Origin of the sequence: Streptomyces sp. CY-1 (assembly GCF_047218265.1) — a bacterium.
GTDB lineage: Bacteria > Actinomycetota > Actinomycetes > Streptomycetales > Streptomycetaceae > Streptomyces > Streptomyces niphimycinicus.
Window position 1 is genome coordinate 7,370,424 of record NZ_CP178393.1, and the last position, 16,801, is coordinate 7,387,224.

The following is a 16,801-nucleotide window of genomic DNA, read 5'->3' on the forward strand; positions in this document are numbered from 1 at the left end:
GTCGAGGCCCTGGCGCATGAGCCGATCGCGGTCGGCCCGTCGCCCCCCCCGGGGTCCAGGGGCGGAGCACCTGGCAGCGGGAAGGGGCGGGGAGGGGAAGGAACAGCCGGACCCCGTCCGCGAGTAGTGTCGCCGCATGCGGATAGGGGAGTTGGCGAAGGCCACCGGTGCCACCACCCGGGCCCTGCGCTTCTACGAGGAGCGAGGGCTGCTGAGTTCCACACGCGCGGTCAACGGCTACCGGATCTACGACGAGCAGGCGATCCAGCGGGTGGCCAACATCCGCTATCTGCTGGACGCCGGGCTCACGCTGGAGGACATCGAGCACTTCGGCGCCTGCCTGGACGGCGACCTGCCGGGCAGCCGCCCCTCCGAGGCCATGCTGAACGTCGGGCGCCGCCGCCTGAGCGTGCTGGACGACCGGATCGCCACCCTCGCGCGGGTGCGCGCGGAACTCGCCGAGCGGCTGGCCATCGCCTCGGGCGACCGGGCCGCGGTCACTCCGTCGTCCGGCTGAGCAGCCAGGACACCAGCGCGCGTACGGCGCCGGAGAGCACGGCGGCGGTGAGGGTGAGGAGGGCGGGGCGGTGGCGGTTCGGCATCGTTGACCTCTTTCGTCACCTTCTCGGCCGTGAACGGCCAAGCTTGTACGCTCGGTCGTTCGCACCTCGTCGCGCTCCCGACTGCCCCCTACGACGGGACGGTCACGGGTCGCATCCACCCAGCCCCCGGTTAGTGTCAGAGGGAGGGTGCGGGTGCGGTGACAAACACCCACGCCGAGCGCGCGCGATTGCGTACGTTGACCCCGGCGACGACATCGGCCGGGCCAGCGAGCCCGCACCGACGACAGCGAAAATGGTCCCGGTCGGACCGGTTGGCCCGCTCGGTGTGCCCGCAGCGCGGACAGCGCGGCGAAGTGTAGGCCGCGTCTACCTCAAGGAAGGGCACCCCGGCCTTGCGAGCCTTGTAGGCCAGGTGCTGACCAAGCTGGTGGAAGGGCCAGGAGGAGAGGGCGCCCCGCTGGTCGCAGCGTGGCCGTACCCGCTCGCGGATCCCGCCGAGTGCTTCGACGGCGATGCCGCGCCCGGTGCGTTGCGCGACGGACACGATCTCCTTGCTGATGCGATGGTTCACGCCAGTGGCGTGGCGGTGCTCCTTGCGTACGCGACGGGCGAGGCGGCGAGTGGCCGAGCGGGTCCGCCTGGCCTGGAGTTCGGCGCGTTTGCGGGCCTGCCAGCGCCGGTAGCGGGACAGGCGTCGGCCCTGGTAGTTCGTGCCGTCGGAGGTGGTGGCGAGGTTCACGATGCCCCGGTCGATTCCGATCCAGTCGACCGGTTCGTACACGTCCGGGTCGGGCAGGTAGCAGGTGGCGATCAGGAACCATTTCCCGTCCCGGCATACCAGGTCGTTCTCGCCCTTGCGGTGAGCGACCAGCGTCTTGAGCTGGTCGGGTGAGCAGGCGAACCGGATGCCGCGCATCCGCCCGGTCACCGTCCAGATCGACACTGTACGTGCGTCGTACTGCCAGGACAGGCAGCGATCGTCAAACGGCTGGGCCGCCTCCGGGCGAAAGCCGATGGGGGTGCCGACGGCCTTCCGGTAGCGCTTGGACGTGGGCGGGCCCAGGTTCCCCGCCCGCAGGCTAGCCCTCAGCGTCGCATAGGCGTCGACGACCTTCTTCACCGCCCGCACCGCCGGCTGCGCCGACAGCCCGAACATCGCCTTCAGATCCGCGTACACCTCCTCCTGCAGGCCGTTGCGGTCCTTGAGCTCCTGGGCGAAGGCAACCTGCGAGGCGTAGGCGGCGGCCCGGTTACAGGCGCGCAGGGTCGCCTCCAGGGCGGACGCCTGCTCGGGCGTCGGCAGCAGCCGTAACGCTCCGCGTCGCTGGGACGGGAAGTGATACCTCCCCAGCATGAACGCCGGGGCAGCCTCGCCAGAAGTGGGCGAAGCCGGTGAAGGCGCCGAGGGGCTGGCGGCGCGGCAGCCTGCCCGCGTTGCAGCAGTACCGGGAGGGGGCGACCCATGGAGGACGGACCCCGTCGGCGGGGAGCCGGTGCCGGAGCGGGGCGCGGAGCGGCGGGAGGACGCCTGCGCGCTGGGCCGGGAAACCGCGGCGCCGCCAATGTGCTGGGCGAACGCCATCAACGCCGGAAGGCCCGGCCCCGCGTGTCGCTCGCGGGGCCGGGCCTTCCGTATCGGCTGAGGGCCTCAGATCTCGAAGACCTCGTTCACCAGCGCCTGCTGCTCCGACTGGTGCCGCTTGTTCGACCCCACCGCGGGCGAGGACGAGTGCGGACGGGAGACCCGGACCAGGCGCTCGGCGGGGGGGATGTCCGCGCCGACCGACAGCTCCAGGTGGTCGATCAGGTTGAGCGCGACAAACGGCCAGGCACCCTGGTTGGCCGGCTCCTCCTGCGCCCACACGAACTTCTCCACACCCGAGTACTTGGCGATCTCGGCCTGGAGCTCCTTGCCCGGCAGCGGGTACAGCCGCTCCAGGCGGATGATCGCCGTGTCGTTCGCACCGCGCTTGTCCCGCTCCGCGGCCAGGTCGTAGTAGACCTTGCCGGAGCAGAAGACCACCTTGCGCACCCCGGCCGGGTCGACGGTCTCGTCGCCGATCACCGGACGGAAGGAGCCGCTCAGGAACTCGTCGGTCTTCGACGCCGCGGCCTTCAGACGCAGCATCGACTTCGGGGTGAAGACGACCAGCGGCTTGTGGTGCGGGTTGTGGACCTGCCAGCGCAGCAGGTGGAAGTAGTTCGACGGCAGCGTCGGCGCGGCGACCGTCATGTTGTTCTGCGCGCAGAGCTGGAGGAAGCGCTCGATACGGGCCGACGAGTGGTCCGGCCCCTGGCCCTCGTAACCGTGCGGCAGCAGCAGCGTGACACCAGAGGTCTGGCCCCACTTCTGCTCGGCCGAGGAGATGAACTCGTCCACGATGGTCTGCGCGCCGTTGACGAAGTCACCGAACTGCGCTTCCCACATGACCAGCGCGTTCGGACGGGCCAGCGAGTAGCCGTACTCGAAGCCCATCGCCGCGTACTCGCTGAGCAGCGAGTCGTAGATGTTGTACCGCGCCTGGTCCTCGGTGAGGTACAGCAGCGGGGTGTAGTCGTCGCCGGTCTCGCGGTCCACCAGCACCGCGTGGCGCTGGCCGAAGGTGCCGCGGCGGGAGTCCTGGCCGGCGAGCCGGACCGGGGTGCCCTCCATCAGCAGCGAGCCGATGGCGAGGGTCTCGCCCATGCCCCAGTCGATCGAGTCGTCCTCGATCATCGCCGCGCGCCGCTGGAGCTGCGGGAACAGCCGCGGGTGGACGGTGATCCGGTCGGGGGTGTTGACCTGGGACTCGGCGATCCGCTTGACGACCTCCTGGGAGACGGCCGTCTGGACCGTGACCGGGAACTCCGCCTGCGGCTCGGGGACCTCGGCCGGGGCCGGGGCCGAGACCGCGTCGCGGACCTCGGTGAAGACCTTCTCCAACTGGCCCTGGAAGTCCTGAAGCGCCTGCTCGGCCTCTTCCAGGGTGATGTCGCCGCGCCCGATCAGCGACTCGGTGTAGAGCTTGCGCACCGAGCGCTTCTTGTCGATCAGGTCGTACATCAGCGGCTGGGTGAAACCGGGGTTGTCGGTCTCGTTGTGGCCGCGGCGGCGGTAGCAGATCAGGTCGATGACCACGTCCTTGTTGAACGCCTGGCGGAACTCGAAGGCGAGCCGCGCGACGCGCACGACGGCCTCCGGGTCGTCACCGTTCACATGGAAGATCGGCGCCTCGATCATGCGCGCGACGTCCGTGGCGTACATCGAGGAGCGGGACGCGGCCGGGGCGGCGGTGAAGCCGACCTGGTTGTTGATCACGATGTGCACGGTGCCGCCGGTGCGGTAGCCGCGCAACTGCGACATGTTCAGCGTCTCGGCGACCACACCCTGGCCCGCGAAGGCCGCGTCGCCGTGGAGGGCGACGGGCAGCACCGTGAAGTCGGTGCCGGCCTTGCCGATGATGTCCTGCTTGGCGCGGACGACGCCCTCCAGGACCGGGTCCACGGCCTCCAGGTGGGAGGGGTTCGCGGTCAGCGAGACCTTGATCTGCTCGCCGTCCAGGCCGGTGAAGGTGCCCTCGGCGCCCAGGTGGTACTTGACGTCGCCGGAGCCGTGCATGGACTTCGGGTCGAGGTTGCCCTCGAACTCGCGGAAGATCTGCGCGTACGACTTGCCGACGATGTTGGCCAGCACGTTGAGCCGGCCGCGGTGGGCCATGCCCACGACGACCTCGTCCAGGCGCGACTCGGCGGCCGCGTCCAGCACCGCGTCCAGCAGCGGGATGACGGACTCGCCGCCCTCCAGGGAGAACCGCTTCTGGCCGACGTACTTGGTCTGGAGGAAGGTTTCGAACGCCTCGGCCGCGTTGAGCCGCCGCAGGATGCGCAACTGCTCCTCGCGCTCCGGCTTGTCGTGGCTGCGCTCGACGCGGTCCTGGATCCACTTGCGCTGCTTGGGGTCCTGGATGTGCATGAACTCGATGCCGGTGGTGCGGCAGTACGAGTCGCGCAGCACGCCCAGGATGTCGCGCAGCTTCATCATGGTCTTGCCCGCGAAGCCGCCGACCGCGAACTCGCGCTCCAGGTCCCACAGGGTGAGCCCGTGCTCGATGATGTCCAGGTCGGGGTGCTTGCGCTGGCGGTACTCCAGCGGGTCGGTGTCGGCCATGACATGGCCGCGGACCCGGTAGGAGTGGATCAGATCGAAGACCCGCGCCGCCTTGGTGACATCGTCGTCGTGGCTGACGTCGATGTCCTTGAGCCAGCGGACCGGCTCGTAGGGGATGCGCAGCGCCTTGAAGATCTCGTCGAAGAAGTCGTTCTCGCCGAGCAGCAACTGGTTCATGATCCGCAGGAACTCGCCGGAGGCGGCGCCCTGGATCACCCGGTGGTCATAGGTGCTGGTCAGCGTCATGACCTTGGCGATGCCCAGCTTGTTCAGGGTGTCCTGGGAGGTGCCCTGGAACTCGGCGGGGTACTCCATCGCGCCGACGCCGACGATCAGGCCCTGTCCGGGCATCAGCCGCGGCACCGAGTGGACGGTGCCGATGCCGCCGGGGTTGGTCAGGGAGGCCGTGACGCCGGTGAAGTCGTCCATCGTCAGCTTGCCCGAGCGGGCGCGGCGCACGATGTCCTCGTACGCCTGCCAGAACTCGAAGAAGTTGAGCGTCTCGGCCTTCTTGATCGCGGCCACGACGAGCTGGCGGTCACCGTTGGGCTTGACCAGGTCGATGGCGAGACCGAGGTTGATGTGCTCGGGCTTGACCAGGGTCGGCTTGCCGTCCTTCTCGGTGAACGAGTGGTTCATCGAGGGCATCGCCTTCAGCGCCTGCACCATGGCGTAGCCGATCAGGTGCGTGAAGGACACCTTGCCGCCACGGGCGCGCTTGAGGTGGTTGTTGATGACGATGCGGTTGTCGAACAGCAGCTTGACCGGGACCGCACGGACCGAGGTGGCCGTCGGCAGCTCCAGCGACGCGTTCATGTTCTTCGCCACGGCGGCGGACGGGCCGCGCAGCGTGACCAGCTCGGGGCCGGCGGACGGCGCGGCGGGCTCCTTCTTGGAGACCGTCGGCTCGGCCGGGGTCGGCTTGACCGGAGCGGGCTTGGCCGGGGCCGCCGGAGCCGCCGGGGCGGCCTTCGCGGCGGGGGCCGCGGGCTGCGCCGGTGCGGGCTTCGGGGCGGCCGGGGCCGCCGCTGCGGGCTTGGCCTCGGCGGGCTTCGCGGCCGGGACGGCGGGCTTGGCCTCCGCCGGCTGGGCCGGAGCCGCCGGGGCGGCGCTCGCCGCTACTCCCTGTGGTGGCTTGACCACCGCGGAGCCGGTGTCCTGACCCGGCTTGTAGTCGGCGAAGAAGTCCCACCAGGCTCGGTCGACCGAGTTCGGGTCCTGGAGGTACTGCTGGTAGATCTCGTCGACGAGCCACTCATTGGGGCCGAAGGCAGCGGCAGGGTTACTTCCCTGCCCGTCCTGCTCATCGGTCGAGACGCTCGAGGTGTTGGGGGACTGTGGCGACACGGCGGCAACCGCCCTCTTCCGCTTCCTAAGGTGGTGGACAGCGGGAATTAAGGCTACGCCCCTTGGACCCTTACGTGCAGGCCGCACTGGTCATCGTCGCGCAAGTCACATTGATTGGCGGGTTTCAGCGCATGACTCACCGGGAAACACCCGGGGTTTCGTGTGTTTCCTCACGTGGGGCAGCGCAAACGTGCACCCCTGCCGCTCGTATGTGCGCGACAGGAGTGACTTTACTTCAACTTTGATCTCAGGGGGTGGCCGGTTTGGATTCCGGTGCCGGTCCGGGGAGGCTGACCTGGATCCGGCAGCCCCGCGGGGACTCCGCCACGCCTATCCGCCCGCCGTGCAGATCCACCGCCCAGCGCGCGATCGCCAGTCCCAGGCCGGTGCCGCCGTCGCTGACCTGGCCCGGCCGGCGCCGGCTTCCGTTCGCCGAGCTGTCGGGGGAGAGCCCGCCCCGGTTGAACCGCTCGAAGACCCGGTGCCGCTCCGCCTCCGGGATGCCGGGGCCCTCGTCCAGCACCTCCAGCTCCAGGCTCTCCGGGCCGCCGGCACCGCGCCGGGCGCGCACGGTCACCCGGCCGTGCGCCGGGCTGTGCTTCACCGCGTTGTCGATGAGGTTCGCCATCACCTGGTGCAGCCGCTCGGCGTCGGCGTGGGCGGTCAGCTCGGGCGGGGAGACGTCCAGATTGAGATGGACGTCCGTACGGGTGTGCGCGCCCGACTGGGACTCCGCGCCCTTGGCCATGCTCGCCTCCTTGAGGATTCCGGCCAAATATGGCCAGACCTCGAACCGCCGCACGTGCAGCGGCACCACCCCGTTGTCGAGGCGGGAGAGATCGAGAAGCTGATCCACCAGGCGGCCCAGCCGCTGGGTCTGCCGCAGCGCGACCCGCATGGTCTCCGGATCGGCCTCCGAGACCCCGTCCACCACGTTCTCCAGCACGGCGCGCAGGGCCGCGATGGGGGTGCGCAGCTCATGCGAGACATTGGCGACCAACTCCTTGCGGTGGGTGTCCACCGCCTCCAGGTCGGCCGCCATCCGGTTGAACGCGGTCGCCAGGTCGCCGAACTCGTCCCGGCGCTGGGCCGCCCGGACCCGCCGGGTGTAGTCGCCGTTCGCCATCGCCCGGGTGACCTCGGTCATCTCGTCCAGCGGGGCGGTCAGCCCGTGGGCCACGAACTGGGTGATCAGCAGCGAGGCGATGATCGAGAAGATGGTGATCACGCGCAGCTCGGTATCGGAGTGCACCGCCGCGAAGACCAGCCACGTGGTGATGATCACCGAGCCGATGACCAGCGCCCCCAGCGCCGCCTTGACCGAGCGGTACGGGTCGAAGGGCCGCAGCGCCTCCCAGATCCGGGCCCAGGTGGCGCGGGACAGCGCCCGCCGGCCCTTGGGGTCGACATACATCCGGCAGACCTTGGGAACCCGGGCCCCGGGAATCCGCCAGCCCCTGGGCACCCCGGCCCCGGGGATCCGCCAGACCTTGGGAACCCTGCGCGCCCAGCGGCCCTTCCTCATGCCGCCGGGGTCTCCAGGGCGTAGCCGACGCCGTGCACCGTACGGATCCGCTCCGCGCCGATCTTCCGCCGCAGCGCCTTGATATGGCTGTCCACGGTGCGGGTGCCCGAGGCGTCCGCCCAGTCCCACACCTCGGCCAGCAACTGCTCACGCGAGAGCACCGCGCGCGGGGTGTTGGCCAGACAGACCAGCAGATCGAACTCGGTCGGGGTCAGATGCACATCCGAGCCGCGCACCCGCACCCGGCGCTGGGCGTGGTCGATCTCCAGCTCGCCCAGGCGCAGTATCCCGCTGCGCGGGGTGTGCGCGGCCAGCGCCGCCCGCTCCACCCGCCGCAGCAGCACATGCACCCGCGCGGCCAGTTCGCGCATGGAGAACGGCTTGGTCATGTAGTCGTCGGCGCCGACCCCGAGCCCCACCAGCATGTCGGTCTCGTCATCGCGGGCGGTCAGCATCAGCACCGGCACCGGACGGCGGGCCTGCACCCGGCGGCAGACCTCCAGACCGTCGAAGCCCGGCAGCATCACGTCGAGGACCAGCAGATCGGGCTGCCACGCCTCGGCCGTGTCGACCGCCGCCGGACCGTCTCCCGCCGTCTGGACCTGGAACCCCTCGGCACGCAGCCGGGCCGCGATGGCGTCCACTATGGTCGGATCGTCCTCGACGACGAGGACCCGGCGCTGTGCGCCAGGGGTGGTCGTGGCGGTCCCGTTGTGACCGTTGTGAGTCTGCTCCATACGCCCGCCCCTGCGTCTTCCGGTGAAACCCGCGGCTCGCGCCTGGTCATCGCTCAGCCGCGTTTGGTAGGCAAGCAAGCGTAAAGCCAGCGTACGCGGCTTTGCTACGCGCCCCGAACGGCGAGATGCACGACGTCGGGAACACCCCGGGCAACGGTTACCTCTTCCGTACGCACCCGCGTGAACCCGGCATTACGGAGAGATTCCTCGAATGCGGGTGATGGCTGCGCCGACCATACGGCCAGCACTCCGCCCGGCGCGAGGCGCGCCGCGCAGGCGGCGAGCCCGGCGGGGGAGTAGAGACCGTCGTTGTCCTCGGTGACGGTCCAGTCGGGGCCGTTGTCGATGTCCAGGCACAGCGCGTCATAGGTCTGCGGGGGCTGGGGTGTCTGCGTTGTCTGCGTTGTCTGAGGGGTCCGCGGGCCGGTCCGCAGCCAGGCGACCAGATCGGCGTGGACGATCTCGGCGCGCGGATCGGCCAGCGCCCCGGCGGTCATGGCCGCCAGGGGTCCATCGCGGTGCCAGTCGATCACCGCCGCCTCCCGCTCGACCACCGCGATCCGCCCCCACCGGGGCTCCGCCACCGCCTCGACCAGCGAAAAACCGACGCCGAGCCCACCGATGAGCAGGGCGGGGGAGGGGCGGTCGGCGGGCAGCGCGCCGAGCGCGGCGCGGATGAGCAGCCGCTCGGAGCGGCCGTCGGAGGTGTCCATGAGGAAGCACCCATTGGCGATGATCTCGAAGACGGCGTCGCCCGGCCCTCCGCCGTCGCGCCGCCGCAGTACCACCTCGCCGTACGGACCCTCCCGGCGGTCGACGGTCACCGGCCGGTCGTCGTCGGCGGGGTGGAGGTCGTACGGCGGCTGCGGTCGCGGCGGCATGGGGTGAGGTCCTCCCGGGTGGTCCTGATGCCGCCATCCTCGCGCCGGTCCCGCCCGCCGGTCCAACCGATTCCCCCGGTGGTCCGGTGCCATGACGTCGCCCGCGTCACAGCCGTCGCCACGGTGACATGACTCACGGCCTCCGGGTTGTTGTTCTCGTCGTGGCGGATATGCGGAGAGCAGAGGGAGTGAGGAAGGGGCGCGGGCGTTGACGACATCTATACGGGGGACGACGGACGCGGAGCCCGACGACGCGGATGCCGCAGGGGCGTCGGCGGGGTCTCCGCCGGCCGCTCCCGGGCGCCCTCCGGCCGTCCCGGGCGCGCGGGCGGCGGACGGCGATGCCCCCGGTGGGCAAGGGGTGGCCGGGAGGGCTCGTCCGTGTGTCGGCTCGGCCGGTCGGCGGCGGGCGGCAGGGCGTACCGGGCCGGCCGCCGTCGGGGCCAGTACGCCGCAGGGGTCGGCGGCCGCGGCGGGTCGTGAGCGCCTTACGGTCGCCGCGGCGGGTCGCGGGCGCCTTACGGCTGCCACCGCGGGTCGTGGGCGCCTTACGGCTGCCACCGTGGTGGGCCCGGGCGCGCTGCCGCGCCTCGGCGACCCGCCGCTCCTCACCAGGCTTCCGCGCACGCTCATCCGCGTGCCGTTCACCCTCGGCTACACGCTCGTCCTCCTCTGCACCGGGCTCTACGCCCGTCTCGGCGACCCCGGCACCGTGCACGATCTGCTCGCGGACTCCAGCACCGATGTGTCCCACCTCTCCCAGCGCCCGCTGCTGACCCTGCTGGTCAGCGCGTTGTGGGTGGTGGGCGGGATCACCTCGCCCTACCTGGTCGTCTTCCCCCTGGTGCTCGGCGCGCTGGAGCGGCGCATCGGCGGGGTGCGGACCGCCGGGGTGTTCCTGCTCGGCCATGTGCTGGCGACGCTGCTCACCGAGCTCCCGGTGGCCGCCTCCGTCGCCGTCGGGCATCTCCCGGACAGCTCGCTGCGCCGCCTCGACTACGGGGTCAGCTATGGCCTGATCGCCTGCGCCGCCGCGCTCGCCGGGCTGCTGATGCCCCGGCCGCGCTGGGCGCTGCTCGGCGGAATCGGCCTCGCGCTCGTCGCCGGGAGCCTCGTCGACTTCGATCCGCTCACCGAATGGGGGCATGGGCTCGCCCTGCTGATCGGTGTCGTCTGCTGGCGGTACGTCCGGCGAAACGCCAGGTGGCGGCCGTCCTCGAAGAGCCGCGACGCCGCCGAGAGCGGCTTCGCTCACAGCGAACGAGCGTCCGGGAACACCTGAGGCCCCTCCGTGCATTGAGTGGGCATTGATTATTTGAGTCTCACCGACTCAAGTTGCCTGCCGAAGGGGAGATCATGGCTTCGCTGTCCACACCGCTCACCCTGCCCGTACTGCCTCTGGACGACGAGGTCGTGCTGCCCGGCATGGTGGTGCCGCTGGACCTTTCCGATACCGAGGTACGCGCCGCGGTGGAGGCCGCCCAGGCCGCCGCACGCTCCAGTGGGAGCGGCAGCGGCAAGCCGAAGGTGCTGCTGGTGCCGCGCGTCGACGGCACCTACGCGGGCATCGGCACGCTCGGCACCATCGAGCAGGTGGGCCGCCTCTCCGACGGCGACCCCGGCGCGCTGATCCGCGGTGTGCGCCGCGTTCGCATCGGGGCCGGGACCACCGGGCCCGGGGCGGCCCTGTGGGTGGAGGGGACCACGGTCGAGGAGATCGTGCCCGACCCGCTGCCCGGTGCCGTCACCGAACTGATCAAGGAATACAAGGCGCTGGCCACGAGCTGGCTGCGCAAGCGCGGCGCCTGGCAGGTCGTGGACCGGGTGGAGCAGATCGACGATGTCGCGCAGCTCGCCGACAACTCCGGCTACTCGCCCTTCCTGAGCGTGGCCCAGCGCGTCGAGCTGCTGGAGACCACCGACCCGGTGGCCCGGCTGAAGCTCGCCGTCACCTGGCTGAGCGACCACCTCGCCGAGCAGGACGTCGCCGAGTCGATCGCCAAGGACGTCCAGGAGGGCGTCGACAAGCAGCAGCGCGAATTCCTGCTGCGGCGCCAGCTCGAAGCCGTCCGTAAGGAGCTCGCCGAGCTGAACGGCGACCCTGAGGACGAGTCCGGCGACTACCGGGCCCGGGTCGAGTCCGCAGAGCTGCCGGACAAGGTGCGCGAGGCGGCCCTCAAGGAGGTCGACAAGCTGGAGCGGTCCAGCGACCAGAGCCCCGAGGGCAGTTGGATCCGCACCTGGCTGGACACCGTCCTGGAGCTGCCCTGGAACGAGCGCACCGAGGACGCGTACGACATCCAGGGCGCCAAGGCCGTGCTCGACGCCGACCACGCGGGCCTGGAGGACGTCAAGGAGCGGATCACCGAGTACCTGGCGGTGCGCAAGCGCCGCGCCGACCGGGGCCTGGGCGTCGTCGGCGGCCGCCGCGGCGGCGCGGTGCTCGCCCTGGTGGGCCCGCCCGGCGTCGGCAAGACCAGCCTGGGCGAGAGCGTCGCCCGCGCGATGGGGCGCAAGTTCGTCCGGGTCGCGCTCGGCGGCGTCCGCGACGAGGCGGAGATCCGCGGCCACCGGCGCACCTACGTGGGCGCGCTGCCCGGCCGCGTCGTCCGGGCCATCAAGGAGGCGGGCTCCATGAACCCCGTCGTCCTCCTGGACGAGATCGACAAGGTGGGCTCCGACTTCCGCGGCGACCCGGCCGCGGCCCTGCTTGAGGTCCTGGACCCGGCCCAGAACCACACCTTCCGCGACCACTACCTGGAGGTCGAACTCGACCTGAGCGACGTGGTCTTCCTCGCCACCGCCAACGTCCTGGAGGCCATCCCGGAAGCCCTCCTGGACCGCATGGAACTGGTGCGCCTGGACGGCTACACCGAGGACGAGAAGGTCACCATCGCCCGTGACCACCTGCTGCCCCGGCAGTTGGAGCGGGCCGGTCTGGAGCCGGGCGAGGTCACGGTGGCGGACGAGGCGCTGCGCAAGCTGGCGGGCGAGTACACCCGCGAGGCGGGCGTACGGACCCTGGAGCGCTCCATCGCCCGGCTGCTGCGCAAGGTCGCGGCCCAGCACGAACTCGGCGAGCGCGAACTCCCCTTCACCGTCGATGTGGCGGAGCTGCGCCCGCTGATCGGCCGGCCGCACCACACCCCCGAGTCCGCCCAGGACCCGGCCGAGCGCCGCACCGCCGTCCCCGGCGTGGCGACCGGGCTCGCGGTCACGGGCGCGGGCGGTGACGTGCTGTTCGTGGAGGCGTCGCTGGCCGACCCGGAGACGGGCGGCGCGGGGCTGAACCTCACCGGGCAGCTCGGCGACGTCATGAAGGAGTCCGCCCAGATCGCGCTCTCCTTCCTGCGCTCCCGCGGCGCGGAACTGGAGCTGCCGGTCGGCGACCTGAAGGAGCGCGGCGTCCACCTGCACGTCCCGGCGGGCGCGGTCCCCAAGGACGGCCCGAGCGCGGGCATCACCATGACCACCGCCCTGGCCTCGCTGCTCTCCGGCCGCCAGGTGCGCCCGGACGTGGCGATGACGGGTGAGGTCTCGCTGACCGGGCGGGTGCTGCCCATCGGCGGCGTCAAGCAGAAGCTGCTGGCGGCGCACCGGGCCGGGGTGACCACCGTGATCATCCCCAAGCGCAACGAGCCCGACCTGGACGACGTCCCCGCCGAGGTCCTGGACAAGCTCGACGTCCACCCGGTCTCGGATGTCCGCCGAGTCCTGGAGCTGGCCCTCGAACCCGCCCGGACGGCCGCCCCCGAGGTTCCGGCAGCGGCGTGACGGACGCTGCCGGTGGCGCAGTGGCCCGGGATCCCGTATCGAACGGGATTCCGGGCCACGCGTGACCTGTCGGCCCTGCGTATCGTTGGACTGACCGGTCGCGGTTTCTGTGCCTGCGGCGGGGAGGAGCGGCACGATGACCGTCATGGCGATTGACAGGATCGAGATGGCCGACAGCAGCGACGAACTCACCTTGGACGCGATGTTCGAGGCGCTCGAGAAGATGCCCGTCCCCGAGGGAATCAAGGTTGAGATTGTCGAGGGGAACATCTTCATGTCGCCGCAGCGGGACACCTGGGACATCACTTTGGACGTCGTCGAGCAACTGCGGACACAGTACGCGCGCAAGCGGGTCAAGTCGGATGTCCGCATCGACTATCCCGGCTACCTCAACGGCTTCGCGACCGATGTCACGCTGATCGCCGAGGGAGCTGTCAAGAACTCCAAGGGCCAGTGGCGTCATCAGGACGTCGAGTTCGTGGCCGAGGTGATCTCAAAGCGCACGGGTGCCAATGATTACGGCCCCAAGAAGTCGGCATACGCCACTGCCGAGGTTCCCGTCTATCTGATCATTGACCCCTACACCGGCAGGTGCCACCTGTTCACCGAGCCCAAGGACGGCGCCTACATCAACGAACGAACGGTGCCCTTCGGCGGTGAGGTGGATCTGACGAACACCGTCGTCGACCTGACGCTCAAGACCGACGAGTTCCCCCGCGACTGACCCGCCCCCCGCTGCCTGGTTCCCACAGGGCCAGGCGGCGCGCCCCGCGCTCCGGCACGCTGACCGCATGAAGGTCATCGTGATCGGAGCGACAGGAACCATCGGGCGGGCCGTGGCGGACGCCCTCGAAGGCCGGCATGAGGTCGTACGGGCCTCCCGCACCGGCGCCGCCGGCGCCGTGCGCGTCGACATGGCCGACCCCGCCACCCTCGACCACCTCTTCGCGACCGTCCAGGACGTCGACGCCGTCGTCTGCTGCGCGGCCTCCGGCGCGCTCACCCCGCTCGGCGGGGACGCCTCGGACGAGGAGTTCACCACCGGTCTGGACGCCAAGCTGCTGGGCCAGGTCGCCCTCGTGCGCCGGGCCCTCCACCACCTCCGCGACGGCGGGTCCATCACCCTCACCAGCGGGGTCTTCGAGAAGCCCACCCCCGGCGGGGCCTTCGGCGCGCTGGTGAACGCCGGGCTCGACGCCTTCGTCCGGGCCGCCGCGATCGAGACGGAGCGCGGGCTGCGGGTGAACGCGATCTGCCCGGGATGGGTGCGGGAAACCCTGGAGAAGCTGGGCATGGACCCCGCGGAGGGGACCCCGGTGGAAACCGTGGCCCAGGCGTATGCGCAGGTCGTCGAGGGGGCGGCGCAGGGGCAGGTGATCGTGCCCGGTCGCGGCTGACCCGGGCCCGAGGCCGGATCTGTTGGCAGCCAGACAGGTCTGTCTGGTAGCTTCACCAGCGAACAGACAGACCTGTCTGTTCACGCTCGTCATTCCGGAGGGATCCGTGCCGCGCACCCTGCTCGTCCTCGCCCACCCCAACCTCGCCGCGTCCCGTATCAACGCCGCGCTCGCCGAGGCGGCCCGGCCGGTGGACGGGGTCACCTTCCATGACCTCTACGCCGCCTATCCCGATCTGCGGATCGATGTCGAGCGCGAGCAGCGGCTGCTGCTGGAGCACGACCGGATCGTGCTCCAGTTCCCCTTCTACTGGTATTCGGTGCCGCCGCTGCTGAAGAAGTGGCAGGACGAGGTGTTCCTGCGCGGCTTCGCCTACGGCACCGGCGGCACCTCGCTGCGCGGCAAGTCGCTGCTGCTGGCCACCTCGACGGGCGCCGCCGAGGAGCAGTACCGGCCGGACGGGTTCCACCGCTTCCCGGTCGTCGAGCTGCTCAAGCCCTTCGACGCCACCGCCCACATCACCGGGATGCGTTACGAGGAGCCGCTCATCGTGCACGGCTCCCATACGCTCGACGACGCCCAGCTCGCCGTGTACCAGGACCGCTATCGCGAGCTGCTGGCCTCCGGCGTGATACGGGAGCACGAGCTGACCGCCGTCTGAGTCGCGTCACGCCTGAGCCATGCGCCACGCCTGAGCCGCGCGACACGGTAAAGGGCCGGCCGCACCTCATGGGTGCGGCCGGGCCCTTCGCGTACGGACGAGAGCCGGACGCCGCGTACGAAGGCTGCGAGCGCTACACCCGCGCCGGGCACGCCTCCGCGACCAGCGACCGCGCCGCGTCCTGGGCCGCCTCCGCGAACTCCGGCCTCGGCTCCAGCGCGGCCGCGGCCATCGTCCCGTCCACGAGCACGGAGATCTGTAGGCCGAGCCGCTCGGGGTCGGCGGCCCCGGCCTCCCGGGCCAGCTCGGTCAGCCAGGTCCGTATGGCGCGCTTGTGCTCGGCGGTCACGGCGTGCGTGGCGGTGCCCGGCTCGGTCTCGCCCGCGGTCCTGGTGAACGCGCAGCCGCGGAAACCGTCCCGCTCGGTCGTCGCGATCAGCGCGTCGAAGACTCCGACGAGACGGTCCCGGGGATCGGCGCCGGCCGCCTCGGCGGCCTGCCGCAGCGACCCGCGCCAGTGCTGGTCCGACCGGTGCAGATAGGCCAGGACCAGATCGTCCTTGGTGCGGAAGTGGGAGTAGAGCGTCGCCTTCGCCACACCCGACTCGGCGATGATCCGGTCCACGCCGACGCCGCGCACCCCATGGGCGTTGAACAGCGCGGTCGCGGTGGACAGGATCCGCTCATGGGCGGAGGGGCGGACGGTGCTCATGATCATGCTCCTTGGCTTGGCCGTAGGACGACCGACGCCCTCCAGCGTACAGACAGACCTGTCCGTACACCGGAGGGCGGACGCGCCGGATGTGGGGGGTGAGGAGGCGCGGGCTCAGCCGTTGGCGAGCGCCTGGAGCCGGTCCATGGCGCCGTTGAACTTGTTGTGGTCGCCGACCGTCGGGCCGGACGAGGTGTACTGCCAGATGGTGTGGAAGCCCCAGCCCGCCGGAAGCTCGCCGACGGACGAGCCGTAGCGCGGAATCCACAGGGGGTTGACGCCACCGAAGGCGGCGGAGTTGCCCGTGCAGCTCTTCCACCAGCTCGTGGAGGTGTAGATCACCGGGTCGCGGCCGGTGCGCGCCTTGTAGGTGCTGTTGAAGGACTTGATCCAGTTGACCATCGCGCCGGCGCTCAGCCCGTAGCAGCTCGCGCCGTAGGGGTTGTACTCCATGTCGAGCGCGCCCGGCAGCGTCTTGCCGTCCTTGGACCAGCCGCCGCCGTGGTCCACGAAGTAGTTGGCCTGCGCGGCGCCGGTCGAGTTGTTCGGCAGGGCGAAGTGGTACGCGCCGCGGATCATGCCGACGTTGTACGAGCCGTTGTACTGCTGGGCGAAGTTCGGGTTGGTGTAGCTCGTGCCCTCGGTGGCCTTGACGTAGGCGAACCGGACCCCGCTGCTCCACAGCGTCGCCCAGTTGACATTGCCCTGGTGGCTGCTGACGTCCACGCCCTCGACGGTGGCGAGCAGCCCCGTGGGCGCCTCGCCGGCCGTGGATCCGCCCTCGTGCTTGAGTATCTGCGAACCCGCCCAGTCGTCCTCGGGGTGGGGGATGGCCTTGTCGCCCCGGCCCTGCGCGGCGAAGGCCGTACCGGGCAGTGCGATGGTCACGGCGAGGAGAGCGGCGAGGATTCCGATCAGCGCGCTGAGGGCGCGTCGGACCGAACCAGGTCTGTGCACGAGCATGGCGTTGCCTCCGAAGCCTCGGTGGGGGGAGAAGGACGTCCGATTGGTATGACCATGTCAGGAGGGACGCTACGGGCGTAGATAGGTCGGCGGA

13 protein-coding genes are annotated in these 16,801 nt (G+C 70.8%); 6 read left to right on the top strand and 7 right to left on the bottom strand.

Annotated features, from left to right (window positions below; all coding sequences use genetic code 11):
* The first annotated feature begins 136 nt into the window (after positions 1-136).
* Complete coding sequence (locus ACK1X7_RS31800; RefSeq protein WP_385154315.1) at positions 137-517, top strand: MerR family transcriptional regulator; 381 nt, start codon at positions 137-139, stop codon at positions 515-517.
* Between the two features lie 221 nt (positions 518-738).
* Here the strand turns inward: ACK1X7_RS31800 and ACK1X7_RS31805 are convergent, their stop codons facing one another.
* The 5 genes from ACK1X7_RS31805 to ACK1X7_RS31825 all read right to left on the bottom strand — a co-directional run bounded on the left by ACK1X7_RS31805 (position 739) and on the right by ACK1X7_RS31825 (position 9,200).
* Positions 739-1,917 carry an RNA-guided endonuclease InsQ/TnpB family protein gene (locus ACK1X7_RS31805; protein ID WP_413115984.1) on the bottom strand — a complete coding sequence of 393 codons (1,179 nt, stop codon included), beginning with the start codon at positions 1,915-1,917 and terminating at the stop codon, positions 739-741.
* A gap of 294 nt (positions 1,918-2,211) precedes the next feature.
* On the bottom strand, positions 2,212-6,057 hold the full coding sequence (locus tag ACK1X7_RS31810) for a multifunctional oxoglutarate decarboxylase/oxoglutarate dehydrogenase thiamine pyrophosphate-binding subunit/dihydrolipoyllysine-residue succinyltransferase subunit (protein ID WP_413115985.1): 3,846 nt from the start codon (positions 6,055-6,057) through the stop codon (positions 2,212-2,214).
* A gap of 247 nt (positions 6,058-6,304) precedes the next feature.
* Entirely contained in the window at positions 6,305-7,471 is a 1,167-nt protein-coding gene (locus tag ACK1X7_RS31815) for a sensor histidine kinase (protein ID WP_385137932.1), read from the bottom strand.
* A gap of 107 nt (positions 7,472-7,578) precedes the next feature.
* The gene (locus ACK1X7_RS31820) at positions 7,579-8,319 is read right to left on the bottom strand and encodes a response regulator transcription factor (protein ID WP_014054863.1); all 741 of its coding nucleotides are present in this window, start codon (positions 8,317-8,319) and stop codon (positions 7,579-7,581) included.
* A 104-nt stretch (positions 8,320-8,423) separates the two neighbouring features.
* The gene (locus tag ACK1X7_RS31825; protein WP_413115986.1) at positions 8,424-9,200 is read right to left on the bottom strand and encodes a spermidine synthase; all 777 of its coding nucleotides are present in this window, start codon (positions 9,198-9,200) and stop codon (positions 8,424-8,426) included.
* Between the two features lie 562 nt (positions 9,201-9,762).
* On the opposite strand from ACK1X7_RS31825, the gene ACK1X7_RS31830 reads away from it, so the two are divergent.
* From ACK1X7_RS31830 to ACK1X7_RS31850, 5 genes are all read left to right on the top strand, one after another.
* On the top strand, positions 9,763-10,482 hold the full coding sequence (locus ACK1X7_RS31830; RefSeq protein ID WP_385137922.1) for a rhomboid-like protein: 720 nt from the start codon (positions 9,763-9,765) through the stop codon (positions 10,480-10,482).
* A gap of 74 nt (positions 10,483-10,556) precedes the next feature.
* The gene (gene lon, locus ACK1X7_RS31835) at positions 10,557-12,974 is read left to right on the top strand and encodes an endopeptidase La (protein ID WP_385137920.1); all 2,418 of its coding nucleotides are present in this window, start codon (positions 10,557-10,559) and stop codon (positions 12,972-12,974) included.
* A gap of 136 nt (positions 12,975-13,110) precedes the next feature.
* Positions 13,111-13,698: a Uma2 family endonuclease gene (locus tag ACK1X7_RS31840; protein ID WP_390792018.1), complete on the top strand. Its 588-nt coding sequence runs from the start codon at positions 13,111-13,113 to the stop codon at positions 13,696-13,698.
* A 67-nt stretch (positions 13,699-13,765) separates the two neighbouring features.
* Positions 13,766-14,371, top strand: coding sequence for a short chain dehydrogenase (locus ACK1X7_RS31845; RefSeq protein ID WP_390792017.1), 606 nt, complete (start codon positions 13,766-13,768; stop codon positions 14,369-14,371).
* Between the two features lie 106 nt (positions 14,372-14,477).
* Entirely contained in the window at positions 14,478-15,032 is a 555-nt protein-coding gene (locus ACK1X7_RS31850) for an NAD(P)H-dependent oxidoreductase (protein ID WP_390792016.1), read from the top strand.
* 133 nt (positions 15,033-15,165) lie between these two features.
* Here the strand turns inward: ACK1X7_RS31850 and ACK1X7_RS31855 are convergent, their stop codons facing one another.
* Both ACK1X7_RS31855 and ACK1X7_RS31860 read right to left on the bottom strand, forming a co-directional pair.
* Positions 15,166-15,744: a TetR/AcrR family transcriptional regulator gene (locus tag ACK1X7_RS31855; protein WP_390792015.1), complete on the bottom strand. Its 579-nt coding sequence runs from the start codon at positions 15,742-15,744 to the stop codon at positions 15,166-15,168.
* Between the two features lie 114 nt (positions 15,745-15,858).
* Complete coding sequence (locus tag ACK1X7_RS31860; RefSeq protein WP_390792014.1) at positions 15,859-16,707, bottom strand: lysozyme; 849 nt, start codon at positions 16,705-16,707, stop codon at positions 15,859-15,861.
* Between the last annotated feature and the right edge of the window lie 94 nt (positions 16,708-16,801).

Coding starts and splice junctions, on each gene's coding strand:
- ACK1X7_RS31800 (WP_385154315.1), top strand. CDS start 137: ATGCGGATAGGGGAGTTGGCGAAGGCCACCGGTGCCACCACCCGGGCC.
- ACK1X7_RS31805 (WP_413115984.1), bottom strand. CDS start 1,917: ATGCTGGGGAGGTATCACTTCCCGTCCCAGCGACGCGGAGCGTTACGG.
- ACK1X7_RS31815 (WP_385137932.1), bottom strand. CDS start 7,471: ATGTATGTCGACCCCAAGGGCCGGCGGGCGCTGTCCCGCGCCACCTGG.
- ACK1X7_RS31820 (WP_014054863.1), bottom strand. CDS start 8,319: ATGGAGCAGACTCACAACGGTCACAACGGGACCGCCACGACCACCCCT.
- ACK1X7_RS31825 (WP_413115986.1), bottom strand. CDS start 9,200: ATGCCGCCGCGACCGCAGCCGCCGTACGACCTCCACCCCGCCGACGAC.
- lon (WP_385137920.1), top strand. CDS start 10,557: ATGGCTTCGCTGTCCACACCGCTCACCCTGCCCGTACTGCCTCTGGAC.
- ACK1X7_RS31840 (WP_390792018.1), top strand. CDS start 13,111: ATGACCGTCATGGCGATTGACAGGATCGAGATGGCCGACAGCAGCGAC.
- ACK1X7_RS31845 (WP_390792017.1), top strand. CDS start 13,766: ATGAAGGTCATCGTGATCGGAGCGACAGGAACCATCGGGCGGGCCGTG.
- ACK1X7_RS31855 (WP_390792015.1), bottom strand. CDS start 15,744: ATGAGCACCGTCCGCCCCTCCGCCCATGAGCGGATCCTGTCCACCGCG.
- ACK1X7_RS31860 (WP_390792014.1), bottom strand. CDS start 16,707: ATGCTCGTGCACAGACCTGGTTCGGTCCGACGCGCCCTCAGCGCGCTG.